General features: G+C 55.2%; 18 protein-coding genes. All 18 read right to left on the bottom strand.

All coding sequences use genetic code 11. The annotated features are described in order from the left end of the window. Positions 1–41 precede the first annotated feature (41 nt). Positions 42–188: a hypothetical protein gene (locus tag Enr13x_RS38500; RefSeq protein WP_197455349.1), complete on the bottom strand. Its 147-nt coding sequence runs from the start codon at positions 186–188 to the stop codon at positions 42–44. A gap of 792 nt (positions 189–980) precedes the next feature. Beyond that, positions 981–2,489: an IS91 family transposase gene (locus Enr13x_RS31705; protein WP_261344195.1), complete on the bottom strand. Its 1,509-nt coding sequence runs from the start codon at positions 2,487–2,489 to the stop codon at positions 981–983. After that, positions 2,408–3,328, bottom strand: coding sequence for a tyrosine-type recombinase/integrase (locus tag Enr13x_RS31700; RefSeq protein ID WP_231743776.1), 921 nt, complete (start codon positions 3,326–3,328; stop codon positions 2,408–2,410). The genes Enr13x_RS31705 and Enr13x_RS31700 overlap by 82 nt, the downstream gene beginning before the upstream one ends. Before the next feature lie 922 nt (positions 3,329–4,250). Continuing rightward, positions 4,251–4,397, bottom strand: coding sequence for a hypothetical protein (locus Enr13x_RS38495; protein ID WP_197455496.1), 147 nt, complete (start codon positions 4,395–4,397; stop codon positions 4,251–4,253). 442 nt (positions 4,398–4,839) lie between these two features. Then, positions 4,840–5,334, bottom strand: a complete 495-nt coding sequence (locus Enr13x_RS31695; protein WP_145390914.1) for a type II toxin-antitoxin system VapC family toxin — start codon at positions 5,332–5,334, stop codon at positions 4,840–4,842. A gap of 1,359 nt (positions 5,335–6,693) precedes the next feature. After that, a complete protein-coding gene (locus tag Enr13x_RS38490) occupies positions 6,694–6,840 on the bottom strand; it encodes a hypothetical protein (protein WP_197455495.1) in 147 nt (48 codons plus the stop codon). Positions 6,841–8,124: 1,284 nt separating this feature from the next. Beyond that, positions 8,125–8,271: a hypothetical protein gene (locus Enr13x_RS38485; RefSeq protein WP_197455349.1), complete on the bottom strand. Its 147-nt coding sequence runs from the start codon at positions 8,269–8,271 to the stop codon at positions 8,125–8,127. A gap of 503 nt (positions 8,272–8,774) precedes the next feature. Continuing rightward, positions 8,775–10,232 carry an IS1380 family transposase gene (locus Enr13x_RS31690; RefSeq protein ID WP_145384429.1) on the bottom strand — a complete coding sequence of 486 codons (1,458 nt, stop codon included), beginning with the start codon at positions 10,230–10,232 and terminating at the stop codon, positions 8,775–8,777. Positions 10,233–10,349: 117 nt separating this feature from the next. Further along, a complete protein-coding gene (locus Enr13x_RS31685; RefSeq protein ID WP_145390913.1) occupies positions 10,350–10,826 on the bottom strand; it encodes a hypothetical protein in 477 nt (158 codons plus the stop codon). 92 nt (positions 10,827–10,918) lie between these two features. Beyond that, a complete protein-coding gene (locus Enr13x_RS38480; RefSeq protein ID WP_197455349.1) occupies positions 10,919–11,065 on the bottom strand; it encodes a hypothetical protein in 147 nt (48 codons plus the stop codon). Between the two features lie 321 nt (positions 11,066–11,386). Further along, positions 11,387–11,533 carry a hypothetical protein gene (locus tag Enr13x_RS38475; RefSeq protein ID WP_197455488.1) on the bottom strand — a complete coding sequence of 49 codons (147 nt, stop codon included), beginning with the start codon at positions 11,531–11,533 and terminating at the stop codon, positions 11,387–11,389. A 250-nt stretch (positions 11,534–11,783) separates the two neighbouring features. Beyond that, entirely contained in the window at positions 11,784–12,308 is a 525-nt protein-coding gene (locus tag Enr13x_RS31680) for a four helix bundle protein (RefSeq protein WP_145390264.1), read from the bottom strand. Between the two features lie 260 nt (positions 12,309–12,568). Continuing rightward, positions 12,569–12,691: a hypothetical protein gene (locus Enr13x_RS39500; RefSeq protein WP_261344160.1), complete on the bottom strand. Its 123-nt coding sequence runs from the start codon at positions 12,689–12,691 to the stop codon at positions 12,569–12,571. Between the two features lie 157 nt (positions 12,692–12,848). Continuing rightward, positions 12,849–13,328, bottom strand: a complete 480-nt coding sequence (locus Enr13x_RS31675; RefSeq protein WP_145390912.1) for a hypothetical protein — start codon at positions 13,326–13,328, stop codon at positions 12,849–12,851. Positions 13,329–13,594: 266 nt separating this feature from the next. Then, the gene (locus Enr13x_RS31670; RefSeq protein WP_145384879.1) at positions 13,595–13,927 is read right to left on the bottom strand and encodes a hypothetical protein; all 333 of its coding nucleotides are present in this window, start codon (positions 13,925–13,927) and stop codon (positions 13,595–13,597) included. A gap of 815 nt (positions 13,928–14,742) precedes the next feature. Then, positions 14,743–15,303: a DUF6891 domain-containing protein gene (locus Enr13x_RS31665; RefSeq protein WP_145390911.1), complete on the bottom strand. Its 561-nt coding sequence runs from the start codon at positions 15,301–15,303 to the stop codon at positions 14,743–14,745. 110 nt (positions 15,304–15,413) lie between these two features. After that, complete coding sequence (locus tag Enr13x_RS38470; RefSeq protein ID WP_197455494.1) at positions 15,414–15,560, bottom strand: hypothetical protein; 147 nt, start codon at positions 15,558–15,560, stop codon at positions 15,414–15,416. Between the two features lie 355 nt (positions 15,561–15,915). After that, entirely contained in the window at positions 15,916–17,109 is a 1,194-nt protein-coding gene (locus tag Enr13x_RS31660) for a putative sensor domain DACNV-containing protein (protein ID WP_145390910.1), read from the bottom strand. Between the last annotated feature and the right edge of the window lie 76 nt (positions 17,110–17,185).

Raw genomic sequence — 17,185 nt, 5'->3', positions numbered from 1 at the left:
AAAAACAAACTCAACTCGCCGACTGCGGTGCACCACATAGTTCACGCGTCCGGCCACGACGACAGCCCGAGCCATTGCCGCTCTTTGTCAATGTACTCGATCGGAATCGCCGTGGGAAATCCAGTGTCCCAATCTGCGGTCGGCACTTCAGACGTCGGTTTGTCTTGAATCGTACTCGTACTCAGCATCGCGGTACTCGTGCTCGTACTCGATCAACAGGCGCCGGTTTGCCTTCGCCGGCCGAGTCGACCGCGCACCTATCAAACCGTGACATCAAAGGCGAATCCCAGGAAACGGAGGTTCGATGACATCCGGTGGGCGACCTTCGAGTCACGATCAAACGACAGCAAATCAATTGCCACAAGAGAACGCGAGAAGACGCAAAAGAAGAAGTGGGCGCTGTCGTCAGGCGTGGGTTACCAGCGTGAACGTTGGAATTCACGGGGTGGCGGGAGTTGATCATCCACTTCGAATCGCACGGCCACCGCCACTCCCGTGCAATTCTCTGGTTATCCGCCCGTATTTGACCAGCATGCTTCCAGCAGAGTGGATTTTAGAATCGCCAGTGTAGCTGACCACAGCAAGTGCGATCAAGCGAAGGATCGACTCACCACGCATGACACCTCCGTTGACAAGGGGGGGCAATTGCCCACGGTTGTCGTTTAGATGAAATTGAGTTTGACCTCGAAATAGCGATTCGTGTATCAGACAGCAAAGGAGAAAGCCAATGCGTAAGTTGATTGTTGTATTCATTTTGGCGACCGTTTGCATGGCAGGATGCGCCGCCGTACGAGATATGCTTTTGCCGGGGAACTCCGCCTCGGATGTGAACCGCCGGTTTTGGGATCAAACGTCAGACAATCCATACCGATAGTCCATTTCAGTCGGATAACGAAATGCGATCTATCCGGGTACGGAGTACACGGATAGATCGTGCGTTGAAGTTTGTCGGCACGACTTGGCCGATCTGGGGGACGCTATTAGAACAGCATGAGTTGCTGCATGCCAGTTTCTGCGGTCGTCTCGGTCATGGCGTCCAAGCCCGGGGACTCTCTTGCACTTTCAATGCCACTTTTCAGATACCACTCGTACCACTCCGAAAAACCTTCCCCCATCGCATCGTCCCAGAACCGAATATCATCAAGTTTTTGGCTCTCTCGGTACCAACCTGGGCTACACTCCGAATCGCGTCCCAAGATCACGCTCCAGGATCGCTTCGGATACTCGTGCGTCAGACGAACCGACTCGCTGCCACAGTGCTCACAGCATAGCTCCGGCTCGGTCTCCAACTCGGCCTCCGCTTCTTCCACCGCAGCCATCACGGCCATGCGAGCCTCCGCACCGTCGACTGCACTCAGGGAGGCAAGGCAGCGTTGCTGATACGCCACCGCTTTCGTGCTCGACCAACCTCCGAATTGACGCGTTTTGGTTAGCTGATTGGGCTGGATGTGCAAGCACCAGCGGCAAATGAACTCCGCTGTCGAAAGAGTCAACGGAACTTGAATCGACTCACCACCCGTCGTGTATCCTTCACGTGCCCAGAACGTTACCTCCTGGTCATCGGCCGCGATGATTCGATGGTCGCTGATCGGCCCACCGGTCAGATAACGCGTCAAGTAACGAACCACATGCTCTCCACTACTGCTTTCGGTCGGCGGGGGCTCGATGTAGCTGACCCATTCCTTCGATTCAATCTGATCGATCATCGTGTCCCAGGCTTCATCACAGCGCAGGTACTCAACTGAGCCGTCAAGTTGAAGTTTGCCGTTCTTGCGCAGACGCTGCAGGTGAGCCACCGCGATTTTGCGAAACGACCGCCGGAGATTGATCGCATCGACAAGGTACTTGCGATCGTCGTCGTATCCTGCGGCCGCCGGAGCCTTTGATTCCGTCCAGCTCCCATCGACCAAGCTCGGTCCTGCACCGGGGACCAACGCGTGGACGTGCCAGTGAGCATCCAGCTTCTGGTTCCAGGTGTGAAGGACCATCAAGGCGGCCAGTTCGTATTGCTGTTCGGTTTCGACTGTCTTCTTGAGAGCTTTCCAAGCCGAGTGAAACAGCAACTCGGCGATCTCTTCGCGGTTCGCCAACGCCATCGTCGAGATCACGTCCGGCAACGTGAAGACGACTTGGTAGTAGTCCACACCGTCAAGGATCAGCTTCGAAGCACGATCCGAAAACGTCTGTCGTTTTCCTCCGCTGCATTGCGGGCAGTGACGATCACCACACGAGTTGTGTCGTTTCGTAAGCCGATCACAATCATCACACTGGTACCAACGACCACCAAGTGCAGACGTACGACACAGAGTCGTTTTGGCCAAGACACTTTGGACCGTCATCGTCGCTGCACCGTCGCGGTGCTCGTTGACGTAACGTTCGGCACCGCGACGAAGGAGTTGGTGGACGGTTAGCTTTTCTTGTCTGAATCGTCCTGTTCGCCGTTCTCCTGCGGCGGCGTGTACGTCGGAAGTTGCTTGACCGGCAACCAGTCCAGTGGGCTCGGGACACTGTGCAGGTGCTCCCGGCGGCAATGCAGATAAACCATCGTCGTGATGAAGCTGGCGTGGCCGAGCAGCTTGCTGATCGTCAACAAGTCCACCCCGGCTTCGAGAAGTCCTGTCGCGTAGGAGTGCCTCAGGACATGCGGATAAATCCTGCGTTTGATCCCCGCTTTCACTCCGGCGTCCTTCATCGCTTTGCGAATCGTGGTGTCGGCGTAGGGCTTCCCCGGTTTCTTGCCTGGAAACAGGAAGTCGGTCGGCTTGTACTTGAGCCAGTAGAGCCTGAGCTCTTTCAAGAGTCTCGGTGAGAGTGGCACCAACCGTTCCTTGTTGCCCTTGCCGTTGGCGACTCGGATCATCATCCGCTTGGAGTCGATGTCGTGGATCCTCAAGTTGGCCGCTTCGGAGAATCGAAGCCCTGCGGAGTAGAGCGTCATCAGAAAGGTTCGGTGTTTCAGATTGGCCGTGCATTGAATCAGCTGGTCGACTTCTTGTCGGCCGAGCACGGTAGGCAGCTTCTTGGGCCGTTTGCCGAAGGGCACCATCGTGACCGGCCAGGGCATGGGCTGGGTGTGGCGATAGTAAAACCGTAAAGCACAAACGGCTTGGTTGAACGAACCGTAGGCAAGCTTTCGTTCTTGGATCAAATGGAGCTGGAAGGTTCTAACGTCTTCGCAGGTTGCCTGGCCGAGCGGTTTTTCGATAAAGTCGGCGAATTTGCGAACGTGGTAGGTATAGGCGTCGATGGTTGCTTCGGCCATGTTGCGGATCAACATGTCTTCGGCAAGTCGTTTGGTGAGCTTGCAAGTTCGTTTTTTGTGTGACATCACGGTTGCTTGTCCTTGTTGTGAAACAGAGTTCAAAAGAAGTTCGTGCCGCAGCGTGCGGGGAACACAACAAGGGTGCGTCAACGAGCAAAAAGCGCAAGTTAAAACGTCAGGCAAAGCACCAAGAAAGAGACAGTAAGAACGCCTAGCGCGCACAACTGGCTAACCGAAAAAGCGCCTACAGGCGCGCCGAAAGACAGACACGTTGTGACCCTCACACACTCACCGCACCGACAAAAGAAAACAGTCGCGCCAATGAAGTCGCTGCCGATTAAGTTCAACGGCGGTGGTCACCGCGTCGGCGCGATCGACCTGATCTCAAAAATAAACTCAACTCGCCGACTGCGGTGCACCACATGGTTCACGCGTCCGGCCACAACGACGGCACGCGCCATCGTCGTTGACAGCCAATGTACTCGATCGGAATCGCCGTGGGAAATCGAGTCACCCAATCAACGGTCGGCACTTCAGGCGTTGGTTGTCAGCGTTGGCATCGACAGGCGTCGGTTTGCCTTCCTCGGCCGAGTCGACCGCGCATCTGTCAAACCGTGACATCAAATGCGAATCCCAGGAAATTGAGGCCTGATGAATTTGGGTGGGCCCAGTTCGCGCGTACCCATTGCGGCATCAGTGTGGATCAAGTGAAACAAGGACACGCAAAGACGCCAAGCCGCAAAGAAGTGGGTTCTAATCTTTGCGGCTTGGCGACTTTGCGTGAGCCCCTTCCAGCAAGTACGTCAGCGCACCAGTCAAACCGCCGCAGATCAATTGCCACAAAAAGCTCGAGAAGACATAAAAGAACAAGTGGGCCGTGCCAGTCAGGCGTTGGTTAGCAGCGTGAACGGCGGTGGTCACCGCGTCGGCGCGAATGACCTGATCTCAAAAACAAACTCAACTCGCCGACTGCGGTGCACCACATAGTTCACGCGTCCGGCCACGACGACAGCCCGAGCCATTGCCGCTCTTTGTCAATGTACTCGATCGGAATCGCCGTGGGAAATCCAGCGTCCCAATCTGCGGTCGGCACTTCAGACGTCGGTTTGTCTTGGATCGTACTCGTACTCAGCATTGCGGTACTCGTGCTCGTACTCGATCGACAGGCGTCGGTTTGCCTTCGCCGGCCGAGTCGACCGCGCACCTATCGAACCGTGACATCAAATGCGAAACCCAGGAAACGGAGGTTCGATGACATCCGGTGGGCGACCTTCGGGTCACGATCAAACGACAGCAAATCAATTGCCACAAGAGAACGCGAGAAGACGCAAAAGAAGAAGTGGGCGCTGTCGTCAGGCGTCGGTTAGCAGCGTGAACGCTACCGATCACTGAGCGGCGACGGTTGACTCTCATTTCGCAAATCGCTCGACTTCGCCGCTTCAGTGCATCGGATGGTTCGTCGTGATTTGCGGATCGTTCGACCGGAAGCCTTCTGATCTGCTTGAACCTTTGCAACCAGTCCCTCAAGAGTGCCGCCAGCATCTGCCAGCATTTTCTCTCGAACGGAGTGCAGTTCATCAAGTATTGGATTCTTCGTCATTATCTCCACCTAAAAACTCTGCGGGAGTACAGATCAGCAACTGCCCCAGCCCCTCGCTATCGAGCAATTCATAGACCCGGGGAAGCTCATGAGCGTTCGCGATGTGTTTACAGTTGAGTGTCAGCAGGTAGTTTACACCACCGAGTGCGGCAGCGGCCACATGCAATGCATCGGCAGCGGCTTTCTGTGGCATCAGATGGGCGGAAACGATCCTGGCGGCAAGGGCCTGTGCACCCTGCCCCACGTCGACAAGTTCTAGGCCATCCAGCAATTCGAGTCGATCCTGTGCGGCGGTTGGATCGCCAGCAGACGCTTCGTTGATCACGAGCTGCGATGTCACAAGATCAAAATTGGGTCCTTCCAAATTCCACCAATCTCGAGCCTGCTGTTGCATCGCCGCAGTTTGGATATCGCGACTCGGCCACGCGGTCGCGTAGCTCACGATCGACGTTTCGATGTAAACAGTATCCATCAGATCATCCTACCATCGACGAACGGCGGCGATTGATTTTCCATTGTCAAAAACCACGACTCCGCGATTTCGGTTGATCGCTTGGTTCGTCGTGTTCACTGTGTCGATGTACCGAATAAGGCTGGAACAACTTGGTCCGCCTTGCCAAACTAACAAACGCAAAACTACAGGCAAAAGTCAGAGCGAAGGCGATCGAAGCGAGTCCCCATGCAGTAACGACATCGCGAGGTATGTCCCAGTAAAGAAGCGGCGCTTTATTGCACCAAAACGCGTTTAGATTGCCAACGATGGCACCGCCCAAAAGTGATACCGGTCGGTTTCGGACCACAGGAAAATTAATTGCGAGCACACTGAGCAAGCCAAGCAAAGCGCCGCCCAAGGGTGGAACCTCCGTGCTGAAAGAATCGGTCCAGAACAGCACCCACTGCAGAGCGGTCCCTCCGAAAAAGCCTGTTACAAATGACGGTACTGCCCGCCAGCGCGATCCGCCCGCTGGCGCGACATCCACGGTGGACACGGGAGAGTATGGATTCGGATCTTCTTTCACGGCTTGCTTAGGCGTTTCGAATCGACGAACGGCGGTGGTCACCGCGTCGGCGCGATGGACCTGAACTCAAAAACAAACTCCACTCGCCGACTGCGGTGCACCACTTAGTTCACGCGTCCGGCCTCGACGACGGCTTGAGCCATCGTCGCTCGGTGTCAATGTACTCCATCGGGATCGCCGTGAAAATTTTCACTCCCCTTGCTGAACCGATTTCTTTGTGGAGTCGGGATGAAGCCCGGAGGGCTGGCACAATGCTTGCCGGTGGTGTCAGCCACCGGTATCGAAAGAACGCATTTGCTGAGGCCTGGAAGGCTGGCACAATGGAGCTCCCGGTCCACTCGAAGCCCGGGCATTGTGTCGGCCCGCTGGGCCTTGGTATTCTTTTGAATCCCCCCCCCGGTGGCTGACGCCACCGGCAGGCACTCTACCGGCCCTCCGGGCCTGAGACACTTCGCTCTGCCGGCATACCCGAATCCAATCGTCGGAATCAGCGATGTCACGATCAACCGTTGCAATCGACAGGCGTCGGTTTGTCTTCTTCGGCCGAGTCGACCGCGCACCTATCGAACCGTGAAATCAAATGCGAAACCCAGGAAACGGAGGTTCGACGAATTCCGGTGGGCGTCCTCCGGGGCACGATCCAACGACGGCGAATCAATTGCCACAAAAGAACGCGAGAAGACGCGAAAGCAGAAGTGGGCGCTGTCGTCAGGCGTCGGTTAGCAGCGTGAACGGCGGTGGTCACCGCGTCGGCGCGATCGACCTGAACTCAAAAACAAACTCAACTCGCCGACTGCGGTGCACCACATGGTTCACGCGTCCGGCCACGCCGACAGCCCGAGCCATCGCCGCTGTTTGCCAATGTACTCGATCGGAATCGCCGTGGGAAATCGAGTCTCCCAATCAGCGGTCGGCACTTCAGGCGTCGGTCTGTCTTGGATCGTACTCGTACTCAGCATCGCGGTACTCGTACTCCTACTCGATCGACAGGCGTCGGTTTGTCTTTCTCGGCCGAGTCGACCGCGCACCTATCGAACGATGACATCAAATGCGAATCCCAGGAAACGGAGGTTCGACGAATTCCGGTGGGCGAACTTCGGGTCGCGATCAAACGACAGTAAATCAATTGCCACAAAAGAACGCGAGAAGACGCAAAAGAAGAAGTGGGCGCTGTCGTCAGGCGTGGGTTGTCAGCGTGAACGTCAGCGATCACCTCGCACACGGACCTCTACGATTGAGTCGGCGTGAGCGTGATGACCGAATCGGAGTGAAAGTTTGTATCTCGCAACAATGAGCGTGCTGGGGTGCATCGCCGGGTTCGTGGCGTCGGTCGGCACGCCGGGTTAGAGCATCGTCGCGGTTTGCCAATGTACCCGATTCGAATCGCCACGGGAAATTCCAGCGTCCCAATCTCCCGCCGGCACGTCAGGCGTCGGTCGTCAGCATTGAAGTCGACAGGCGTCGGTTTGTCTTCGTCGGGTGAGTCGACCGCGCACCCGTCAAACCGTGACACCAAAAGCGAATCCCAGGAAACGGAGGTTCGATGACATCAAGTGGGCCAAATTCGAGCGCACCCGTCAGCAGCATGGACGACAGGCGCCGGACCATCGCAGCCACGTCTACCGCCACGAACGTTACCGATCAGCCGGCGGCGACGGTTGATCATCCATTCTAAAACGCCCGACTTCGCCGCTCGGTTGCATCGGATGGTTCCCCGCTTCCGCATCGAACGATGTTGAGGAGGCGGAAAGACATTAGAAGATAGTATAGAAGAACCAAGCTACGCCAACCAGCGAGACTGCCTGTGCAGTCATGAACATACGTCGGTAAGTGTCAGGCATTTCGAGAGCGAGCAACTTGCGTTGGTTAAGGATCGTACGAACGACGACGTAGACAATCAGGAGTCCAAAGTACGCTGTAGTGATCAGGGATTTGTCTAGTTCGGTTTTAGTCGTCAGATACCAAAACGCTGCGACGAGAATCAGGAGCGGAACCATTGAGTACATCCGCGTTGACGAAAACCCGTCCATCAACCGCAGTTTTTGGTCCGAATCAAGGTCACGGTATGCGCGTTCGCTGATAAACCGACTAACGACGATAGCGAAAATCAGTGCGATGAAGCCGGACACGTGCATTTGCCATGACTCTCATTCAGTCGGGGAACGGCGGTGGTCACCGCGTCGGCGCGATGGACCTAAACTCAAAAACAAACTCTACTCGCCGACTGCGGTGCACCACATAGTTCACGCGTCCGGCCACGACGACAGCCCGAGCCATTGCCGCTCTTTGTCAATGTACTCGATCGGAATCGCCGTGGGAAATCCAGTGTCCCAATCTGCGGTCGGCACTTCAGACGTCGGTTTGTCTTGGATCGTACTCGTACTCAGCATTGCGGTACTCGTACTCGTACTCGATCGACAGGCGTCGGTTTGCCTTCGCCGGCCGAGTCGACCGCGCACCTAACGAACCGTGACATCAAATGCGAAACCCAGTAAACGGAGGTTCGATGACATCCGGTGGGCGACCTTCGGGTCACGATCAAACGACAGCAAATCAATTGCCACAAGAGAACGCGAGAAGGCGCAAAAGAAGAAGTGGACGCTGTCGTCAGGCGTGGGTTACCAGCGTGAACGGGACGGATCACGCGGTCGGCGCGAAAGATCAACCACTTCAACAACCCTGACTCGCCGACTCGTCGTGCATCCGATGGTTACACGTCCCTAACCCGGATATTGCATCCGCTGAGTGGTTGACTGTGATTTTGGACTGAGTTACGGCGGCGTTGCCTATTATGGCCGATTTTCGCTGCAATTGATTGGCTTTGGGCAGAGGCCCCCCACCCCCAGAGGACAAAATTGTCGCTGGGTGATGAATCGCGATGCGATGGGGGTAGCTAGTCGCTACGACAAAGACGCGTCAGCACCTGATTGAACAGCGGTTCCCAGGGGCAGTGGCTGCAGAGATGAAAGATCACACGACGGCAAGTCACACGCACGCGTGCTGCAATTTTCAATAGACGCAATCGAATTGTGTCCACGCGTAGACGACTATGTTTCGTTCCACTCAGGCCCAGGCGACGCACCCCATCGAGTAGAACGTAAGCAAATGATGAAAGCATCACGCGGAACTGATTGGCAATAAAACGGGTGCAACTGGTGCGATCAGCGAACAGGCAAAGCTGTTGTTCTTTGATCCGATTCTCCATCTCGCCACGCATGCAGTAGTGCTCTCGATAAAACTTCTCCGGGTCAAAGGCGACAGAACACCATGTTCCTGGAGTCTTAACTTGCAACGGTTGCCTTTTGCCGTTGACCATCGGTCGATGGTAGGTCGTGTCGACAATGCCATCACTTGAGAAACGGTTTGTTACGACGAAGCGAGGATTGGGGCCTTTGCCAGTGTACTCTGCTTTGCCGACCACCCAGCGATGGCGGTCCCAAGTCCTGCCGGTGCGATAGCGAAACCATTTGAAGCAGGCTTGTTTCCCACCCCGGTGTGATCGAAGGATTCTTGCCCGTGTCATTTCGCAAGCAATTTCCTTGACTAAAACCTTATTTTTGGGCAAACCAAAGATGTAGTGGACATCGTTTTTGTCGCACCAACGCATCAGGCGTTCGATCGCAAAGCCTCCGTCACCACGAAGGGTAATTTTGACCTGAGGCCATCGTTTGCGGATCCTTGCGACGAGTAATTTTGTGATCCCGCGTGCGTGGTGTGCATCACCGAGATTGGCCGCACGAAGATAAGAGACGAGAAGTTGGTCGCCGCAAAATACGTACAGCGGTTGGAAGCAGTAACTGTCGTAGTAGGCATTGAAAGCCCTTCTTTCTTGCTCGCCGTGTACCTTGTCGTCCGTTGCGTCTAGATCGAGCGTGATTTCACCAGGCGGGGTGTCGAAGCTGTCAAGGAAAATGTCAACGAGGATCTTGCTGAGCTCGAAGAGTTCTTTTTTGCCGATTCGATTTTCAAATCGCGAATGCGTCGAGGGACTTGCCAGAGTGGGATCTTCATCGTCGTCCGCCCCGGCATTGATTCGAGGGGTCCGTCCGGCGGCGACTTGAAAGGCGGCATCGTTGCGAAGATGCTGTTGATCGTTTGCATCTTCGTATCCTGCAGCGATCGCAAAGATTCGACTGATGAGGATTTCCGCTTGCGAATGCTTGGTGTGAAACGGATCACGTGGGTCGTCGATGGCTTGGTCAATCCGCTCGATCAAATTGAGCTTTTTGTCGACTTCACGAAGCAGGACGAGGCCTCCGTCGGAGGTGAGCGATCCGCCGTTGAAATCCACTTCAACGGCCTGCCTGCGGAGGCGTTTCAATGCGGGACGTTTTCGATTACGCTTTGTCATTGCCGAAAGCCTTGGTTTCGTGTTCTGTGAAGTGTCGTAACTCCAATAGATACACGAACTAAGGCTTTCGCGCTATAGGGGGAATCGTATCAGCGGATGCAATATCCGGGCTAAGCGTCACGATACGGCGAGAGAGGCATGGAAGGATTGCATGGCTTGTCGATCGTAGGGCTCAGCGTTCAGTATATCCATAAATTCAGCCGTGGCGTCAAATCCAAGTATTGAGGACAGAGGCAGGCACTTGTCCATAAGGGCGGACTCTACGTATTCCAGCAAAATTGACGCTGCAAATTGTTGATAGCCGTTTCCCAATACGGAAATCGCGTCGCCGCCATCTAGGCCGTCCTCGTAGTAGAAGCGGACAAATTCGTTTGAGCGGGGGAGGTAACCAATCACCGCCTCTCCGTTCTGCTCGAAGATAGCGGCGATGCCCGTCAACTCAGGAATCTCTGTCGCGAGTAAGTCAGCAACATGCTGATTTGACGATGCATATGCGATGCAAAGAAGTCTTTGTGTAGTAGCGTCCCAATCGGCAGCAATGGATTCCGGGACTCCGGCGGCTCTAAGGATTGCGCGACGCTCAGACTCAAACATCGGTTCGTGTAACGGCGGTGGTCACCGCGTCGGCGCGATGGACCTAAACTCAAAAACAAACTCAACTCGCCGACTGCGGTGCACCACATAGTTCACGCGTCCGGCCACGACGACAGCCCGAGCCATTGCCGCTCTTTGTCAATGTACTCGATCGGAATCGCCGTGGGAAATCCAGTGTCCCAATCTGCGGTCGGCACTTCAGACGTCGGTTTGTCTTGGATCGTACTCGTACTCAGCATTGCGGTACTCGTGCTCGTACTCGATCGACAGGCGTCGGTTTGCCTTCGCCGGCCGAGTCGACCGCGCACCTATCGAACCGTGACATCAAATGCGAAACCCAGGAAACGGAGGTTCGATGACATCCGGTGGGCGACCTTCGAGTCACGATCAAACGACGGCGAATCAATTGCCACAAAAGAACGCGAGAAGACGCGAAAGCAGAAGTGGGCGCTGTCGTCAGGCGTCGGCTAGCAGCGTGAACGGCGGTGGTCACCGCGTCGGCGCGATGGACCTAAACTCAAAAACAAACTCAACTCGCCGACTGCGGTGCACCACATAGTTCACGCGTCCGGCCACGACGACAGCCCGAGCCATCGCCGCTCTTTGTCAATGTACTCGATCGGAATCGCCGTGGGAAATCCAGTGTCCCAATCTGCGGTCGGCACTTCAGGCGTCGGTTTGTCTTGGATCGTACTCGTACTCAGCATTGCGGTACTCGTGCTCGTACTCGATCGACAGGCGTCGGTTTGTCTTCGTCGGTCGAGTCGACCGCGCACCTATCGAACCGTGACATCAAATGCGAATCCCAGGAAACAGAGGTCCGATGAAATCCGGTGGACGTCCTCCGGGTCACGATCAAACGACAGCAAATCAATTGCCACAAAAGAACGCGAGAAGACGCAAAAGAAGAAGTGGACGCTGTCACCAGTCGCCGGTTAGCAGCGTGAACGGTTGCCGTCACCTGGGACGGACGAGTGATTTTCCACTTGTGAAACCGCGCAAGCCGTCCTCAGGTGCACGGCTTGGTTCTGGCTTCCTGCCTTGATCGTACTCGTACTCGTACTCAGCATCGCGGTACTCGTACTCGGTCCCTGCATTGTACTCCACCGGCGATTCGGCCACGGCATCGGATCTCGCGATCAACCGAGTCAGCATCGAAACGATCCGATGAAGCGAACGTTTCAGTTCGTGGTGGCGTTCAACATCCAGTCCATCGGTTGCGGCAAGCACGTCTTGAATTGCGACACATTCCAGCGCCGAGCCACGAGCGATGTCAAGAAATCGACTACGATCTTTGAGGCTTCGCTTCCCGTTGCCCTCGGCGATGTTCAGCGGTATGGATTGAGCGGCGCGAAGCCATTGATCACGAGCGTGGCGATGACAGCCGCTCAAATCTCTCGCGGCGGCGAATGACGAAGCAACGTATTCGATAGAGAAACGGTAAACGTCTAGTCGATCGTGGTCGAAGATGGGTTCGGTCATTGGTGCCCCGAGTCGAGTAGGAGTACGAGTACCGGGCGGCGCCCTGAGTACGAGTACGATTTTCAATGCCAGAACGGCTGTGGTCACCGCGTCGGCGCGAGCGACCTGATCTCAAAAACAAACTCAACTCGCCGACTGCGGTGCACCACCTGGTTCACGCGTCCGGCCACGACGACGGCATGAGCCATCGCCGCTGACGGCCAATGTACTCGATCGGAATCGCCAAGGGAAATTCAGCGTCACAATCAGCGGTCGGCATTTCAGGCGTCGGTTTTCCTCCAATCGTACTCGTACTCAGCGGACGCGGTACTCGTACTCGAATCAACAGGCGTCGGTTTGTCTTCGTCGGCCGAGTCGACCGCGTACCTATCAAACCGTGACATCAAATGCGAATCTCAGGAAACAGAGGTTCGATGACATCCGGTGGGCGCCCTTCGGGTCACGATCAAACGACAGTAAATCAATTGCCACAAAAGAACGCGAGAAGACGCAAAAGAAGAAATAGGCGCTGTCGTCAGGCGTCGGTTAGCAGCGTGAACGTTACCGATCAGCCGGCGGCGACGGTTGATCTTCCACTTCAAGACGCCCGATTTCGCCGCTCGGTTGCATCGGATGGTTCGCCGCTTCCCCTGCGTGGCGTTCCGGAAGCCGTACCGTTTGTAGATAAGAGTTTACCATTGCAGGCAGTTCGTCAATTGCAGCATGCGACCGATATGCGATCCAGTAGTTCGTGATTCCTACTCTCACGACAGCGGAAAATTCGAAAAGCCGATCCTCCGCAAACCATTCGCCCTCGCCAAGTTTCGTTTGTCGCGCTGGGAAGGTATCCTCCCCATATTTCCACTGTAGCGGATAGCCCGTGAGGTCTGGGGGTTCTAGCAATCGCTCGACGATGATTGAAGACGGATAACGACCGCCTCCGCCAGAAATCTGAAGTCTTATTCCTGCACGCTCTCCGTACCAAGTTGGTTCCCACCAGTCGGGTGGCGAGATCACCGACACACCCGATTCGTGGATCAACCTACGATCCTCTTTTGGCGGAAGAGTTGGAATTGGGTTTCCATGCGACGACGTTTCCCGCGCGGCTCGAATCGCCGGCAACAGCAATCCCAAAAATGCAGCGCCAATGAACAAGCATACGCACCATTCTACGATTGTAGGGCGTGGCAATTTCATTTCGCGTTGCTAACCAAGACAACAACTCTGTCGGCGAACGGTAGACATCACGGGGGACGGACGAAAAATTCTCCACTTCAAAAACCGCGCAAGCCGTCCTCCCGTGCATGTCATTGTTCTGCCTTCTTAGTGTACCGAAAAGTGGCGATGTACGATTCGATCATGTCCGGCAAATCGTCGTACGAATCAAAGATCGAGTACCGAATCTCGAACCAGATCCCCTCGCGTTGAAAGCACAGTGTATAGGACATTGCCGGTGGATCATCCATGAAGCTGCCGTCTCGCGTTGTGATGTGCTCGTGCGCAGGTTGCCCCTGAAACTCGGAGTGCCGAAACCCTTCAATGTCGACGCGATCTTCGGGTAGTTGCGTGACAGACAGCGAAACTCCGTATCGTCGTGTGACGCGGGTCGACCGTGGCGAAATTGCGATAGTAGGCGGCATGTACGGATCAGACGCCAAAATAAGCTTGGATTTCCAGTTGTTGGGATTGATGATTGAAAACCCGTTCGGGTGAACAATTCGATTCGACTCGCGTGGAGGCTCCGACGGAATGTCACGACCGTCATCTTGTGCGAGCAACCACGCAGCGGCGATAAATGCGAGAATAAAAAGGCTGGCGATGGCAATGCGGCGCACATCAATTCCGTGGCAGAACGTCCTAGTGGTCACCGGGTCGGCGCGATCGACCTGAACTCAAATACAAACTTGACTCGCCGACTGCGGTGCACCACTTGGTTCGCGCGGTCGGCCACGACGACACGTTGAGCCATCGTCGCTGATAGTCAATGTACTCGATCGGAATGGCCAAGGGAAATTCTGCATCCCAATCTACGGTCGGCATTTCGAGCGTTGGTTGTCGGCGTGGCAGTCGTCAGGCGTCGGTTGGTCTTCGTCAGCAGAGTCGACCGCGCACCTATCGAACCGTGACATCAGGAGCGAATCCCAGGAAACAGAGGTCTGATGAAATCCGGTGGGCGCAGTTCGAACGCACCAGTCAGACCGTCGATGAATGATCAACCACCGAGGTCACGGAGGGACACAGAGAAGAAGTGGGCGTTGCAGTCAGTGCTGACATCAGCAGTAAAGAGAACAACCACGAAAGACGCGAAAAACACGAAAGATGACGTGCGCGGCTGTCAGGCGTCGGTTAGCAGCGCGAACGATAAGGATCACGCGGCGGCGACGCGAAATCAACCACTTCAAGAACCCTGACTTCGCCGCTCGTCGTGCATCCGTTGGTTATGCCACGAGATGGGTCAACGCTTCTGCCAATTCAGCTTGGGAACCCTGAGGCGGTTTTCAAACGTCCCATCCCATTCGACCGCCAAGCCATTGCTTTCAAGTGAGTCGCGAACGATATTTCCCACCTCAATGCCGACAGTTTGTTCAACTGCGGGGTCGACGGGGCCAAACGCGAAGTATAACCCCTCTCCGTTTACCGCACGTTCCAGGTCCTGACCGTGGTAGAAACAATAGCCTAAAACGGACTCCTTGTTTGGATGCTGGTTGTAAGACTCACCGACGTCTTCGAACCCGTCGCTTTGCGTATAACCAGCATTCTGGATGGCGACGACCCCACGTTCGTTCATCATTTTAAACGCAGCGTCGAGTCGATCGCAGTCAGTGGTTGGCGGGTACGACTGTTTTTCCTCTTCGTATTGAGTAAATTGTGCATCCAACTCAGATGACACCTCTGCAGGGTCGAGTTCATTGGGCGCGTACATTTCCTCAGTAAATATTTCGAGCAATCGGTCTCGGGAATAGAACCCAGACCGGACCATGGCTGCAATCTCCGATTTCGTTTCAGGTTCGAGCATCTTCGCGTGTCATTCTGCTTGGTGGCATAACGGCGGTGGTCACCGCGTCGGCGCGATGGACCTGAACTCAAAAACAAACTCAACTCGCCGACTGCGGTGCACCACTTCGTTCACGCGGTCGGCCATGACGACAGCCCGAGCCATCGTCGCTGACGGCCAATGTACTCGATCGGAATCGCCGTGGGAAATCGAGTGTCCCAATCTGCGGTCGGCACTTCAGGCGTCGGTCTGTCTTGAATCGTACTCGTACTCAGCATCGCGGTACTCGTGCTCGTACTCGATCAACAGGCGCCGGTTTGTCTTCGTCGGTGGAGTCGACCGCGCACCTATCGAACCGTGACATCAAATGCGAATCCCAGGAAACAGAGGTCCGATGAAATCCGGTGGACGTCCTCCGGGTCACGATCAAACGACAGCAAATCAATTGCCACAAAAGAACGCGAGAAGACGCAAAAGAAGAAGTGGACGCTGTCACCAGGCGCCGGTTAGCAGCGTGAACGGCAGGGTTCAGCGGGGCCGCGCGAACGACTCCCCACTTTGAAAACGTCAGATCGCGGCCTCCGTTGCAACCCATGGTTCTGCCTCCATACATTGCAGAAGGTTTAGATTGAATCACCAAACCACCAAGTCTTTTGTTATCTGCGTGTTTCTCTCCAATGAGTGGATTAATGTGATGCCACGATCAGCGGACACGACTAATGCAATCGAGTTTGGAACTGATTCGCAAAGCCATTGAGCAGACGTGTGCCGCGCACCGCGTGCCTGCCGTGGTTGAGTCCTACAAAGTGCTGGCGCTGGCGACTGGATGATACCACCGAAGCCCAGCAGTCTTGCATCACGTGTCATGACAATTGCACCATCACAGTTTGCAAGTTTGGCGAAAGCAACACCAAACGCCTCGAGCGTTGACATCATGTCGTGCTCACTAACCATGCTCGGGGAAAGCGGTGATGTGGTGCTAAATCCTTCCTTGGCCGCAAGCAGACTCGCTTCACCAAATCGACGAACAAGAGTCGTCAGGTCGTTTGACAATGCTGGAAAACGTACGTCAATGCATTTCGCATCGTGAGCAGTCGGCAGCACCAATATTGTGCCTCCGTGGCCTCCGTTTTCAATCGTTCTAATCGCGCTGCAGAGGAATGTGAGCATCACGCCGTTCGGGAATTCCGGTCGCTCTTCGTGTGGTCCCCAAACTGCATCGCTCTTGAGCGATGATATGGCCTGTTCGTGGAGAGCACACTCTGTGTCGGCTATCCATGCGCGAATAGCTTCATTCTGCTGAAGTGGACGCAGCCTTATCTGGCGACCCTTGTTGTACGCTACTGCCAAGGTGCCTTCCTGGTATTCGATGTGCCCTGGTCCTTTGATGGAAATCTTTACACCTGGCACAAAACCGTCATTCCTGAGTGCTCCGCCGACAGGCCAACAGAACTCAATCCCAGATATGGCCAACCGATCATTATCGAGGACTAAGCTCAGATTGCTCGACATACCGTCTGCGACTTGCGCAAGTTGACGCATGTTCTTTGCACTGAAATCCACCGATGGACTGTCAAATCTGTGAACGTAAGCTCGGCCAAATGCGGGGTGCGTCCAATTGAGGACCGTACGTATGGTCCGGCCTTCATATTGTTCCAGACTCGCGTAATACGATGCGTGCAAAATCGTACTTAACGATTCCGAAGGCGGGAATCCATTCGGCCAATCGCCTGAAAACTGTGGTTGTGGTAGCCGAGCTAAACGCCGTCTGATCGTCAGCAGCCTTCGGATAAAAGTGTCAATCGATTCCAAGCGTGGATTCACCATGCAAACGGGAGACTAAATGGCAGAACGTTAACGATCACGTGGTCGCCGCGAACGACTCACCACTTCAACAAACTCA

The organism is Stieleria neptunia (assembly GCF_007754155.1).
Classification (GTDB): Bacteria; Planctomycetota; Planctomycetia; order Pirellulales; family Pirellulaceae; genus Stieleria; species Stieleria neptunia.
This window is presented reverse-complemented; position numbering and strand designations above follow the sequence as displayed.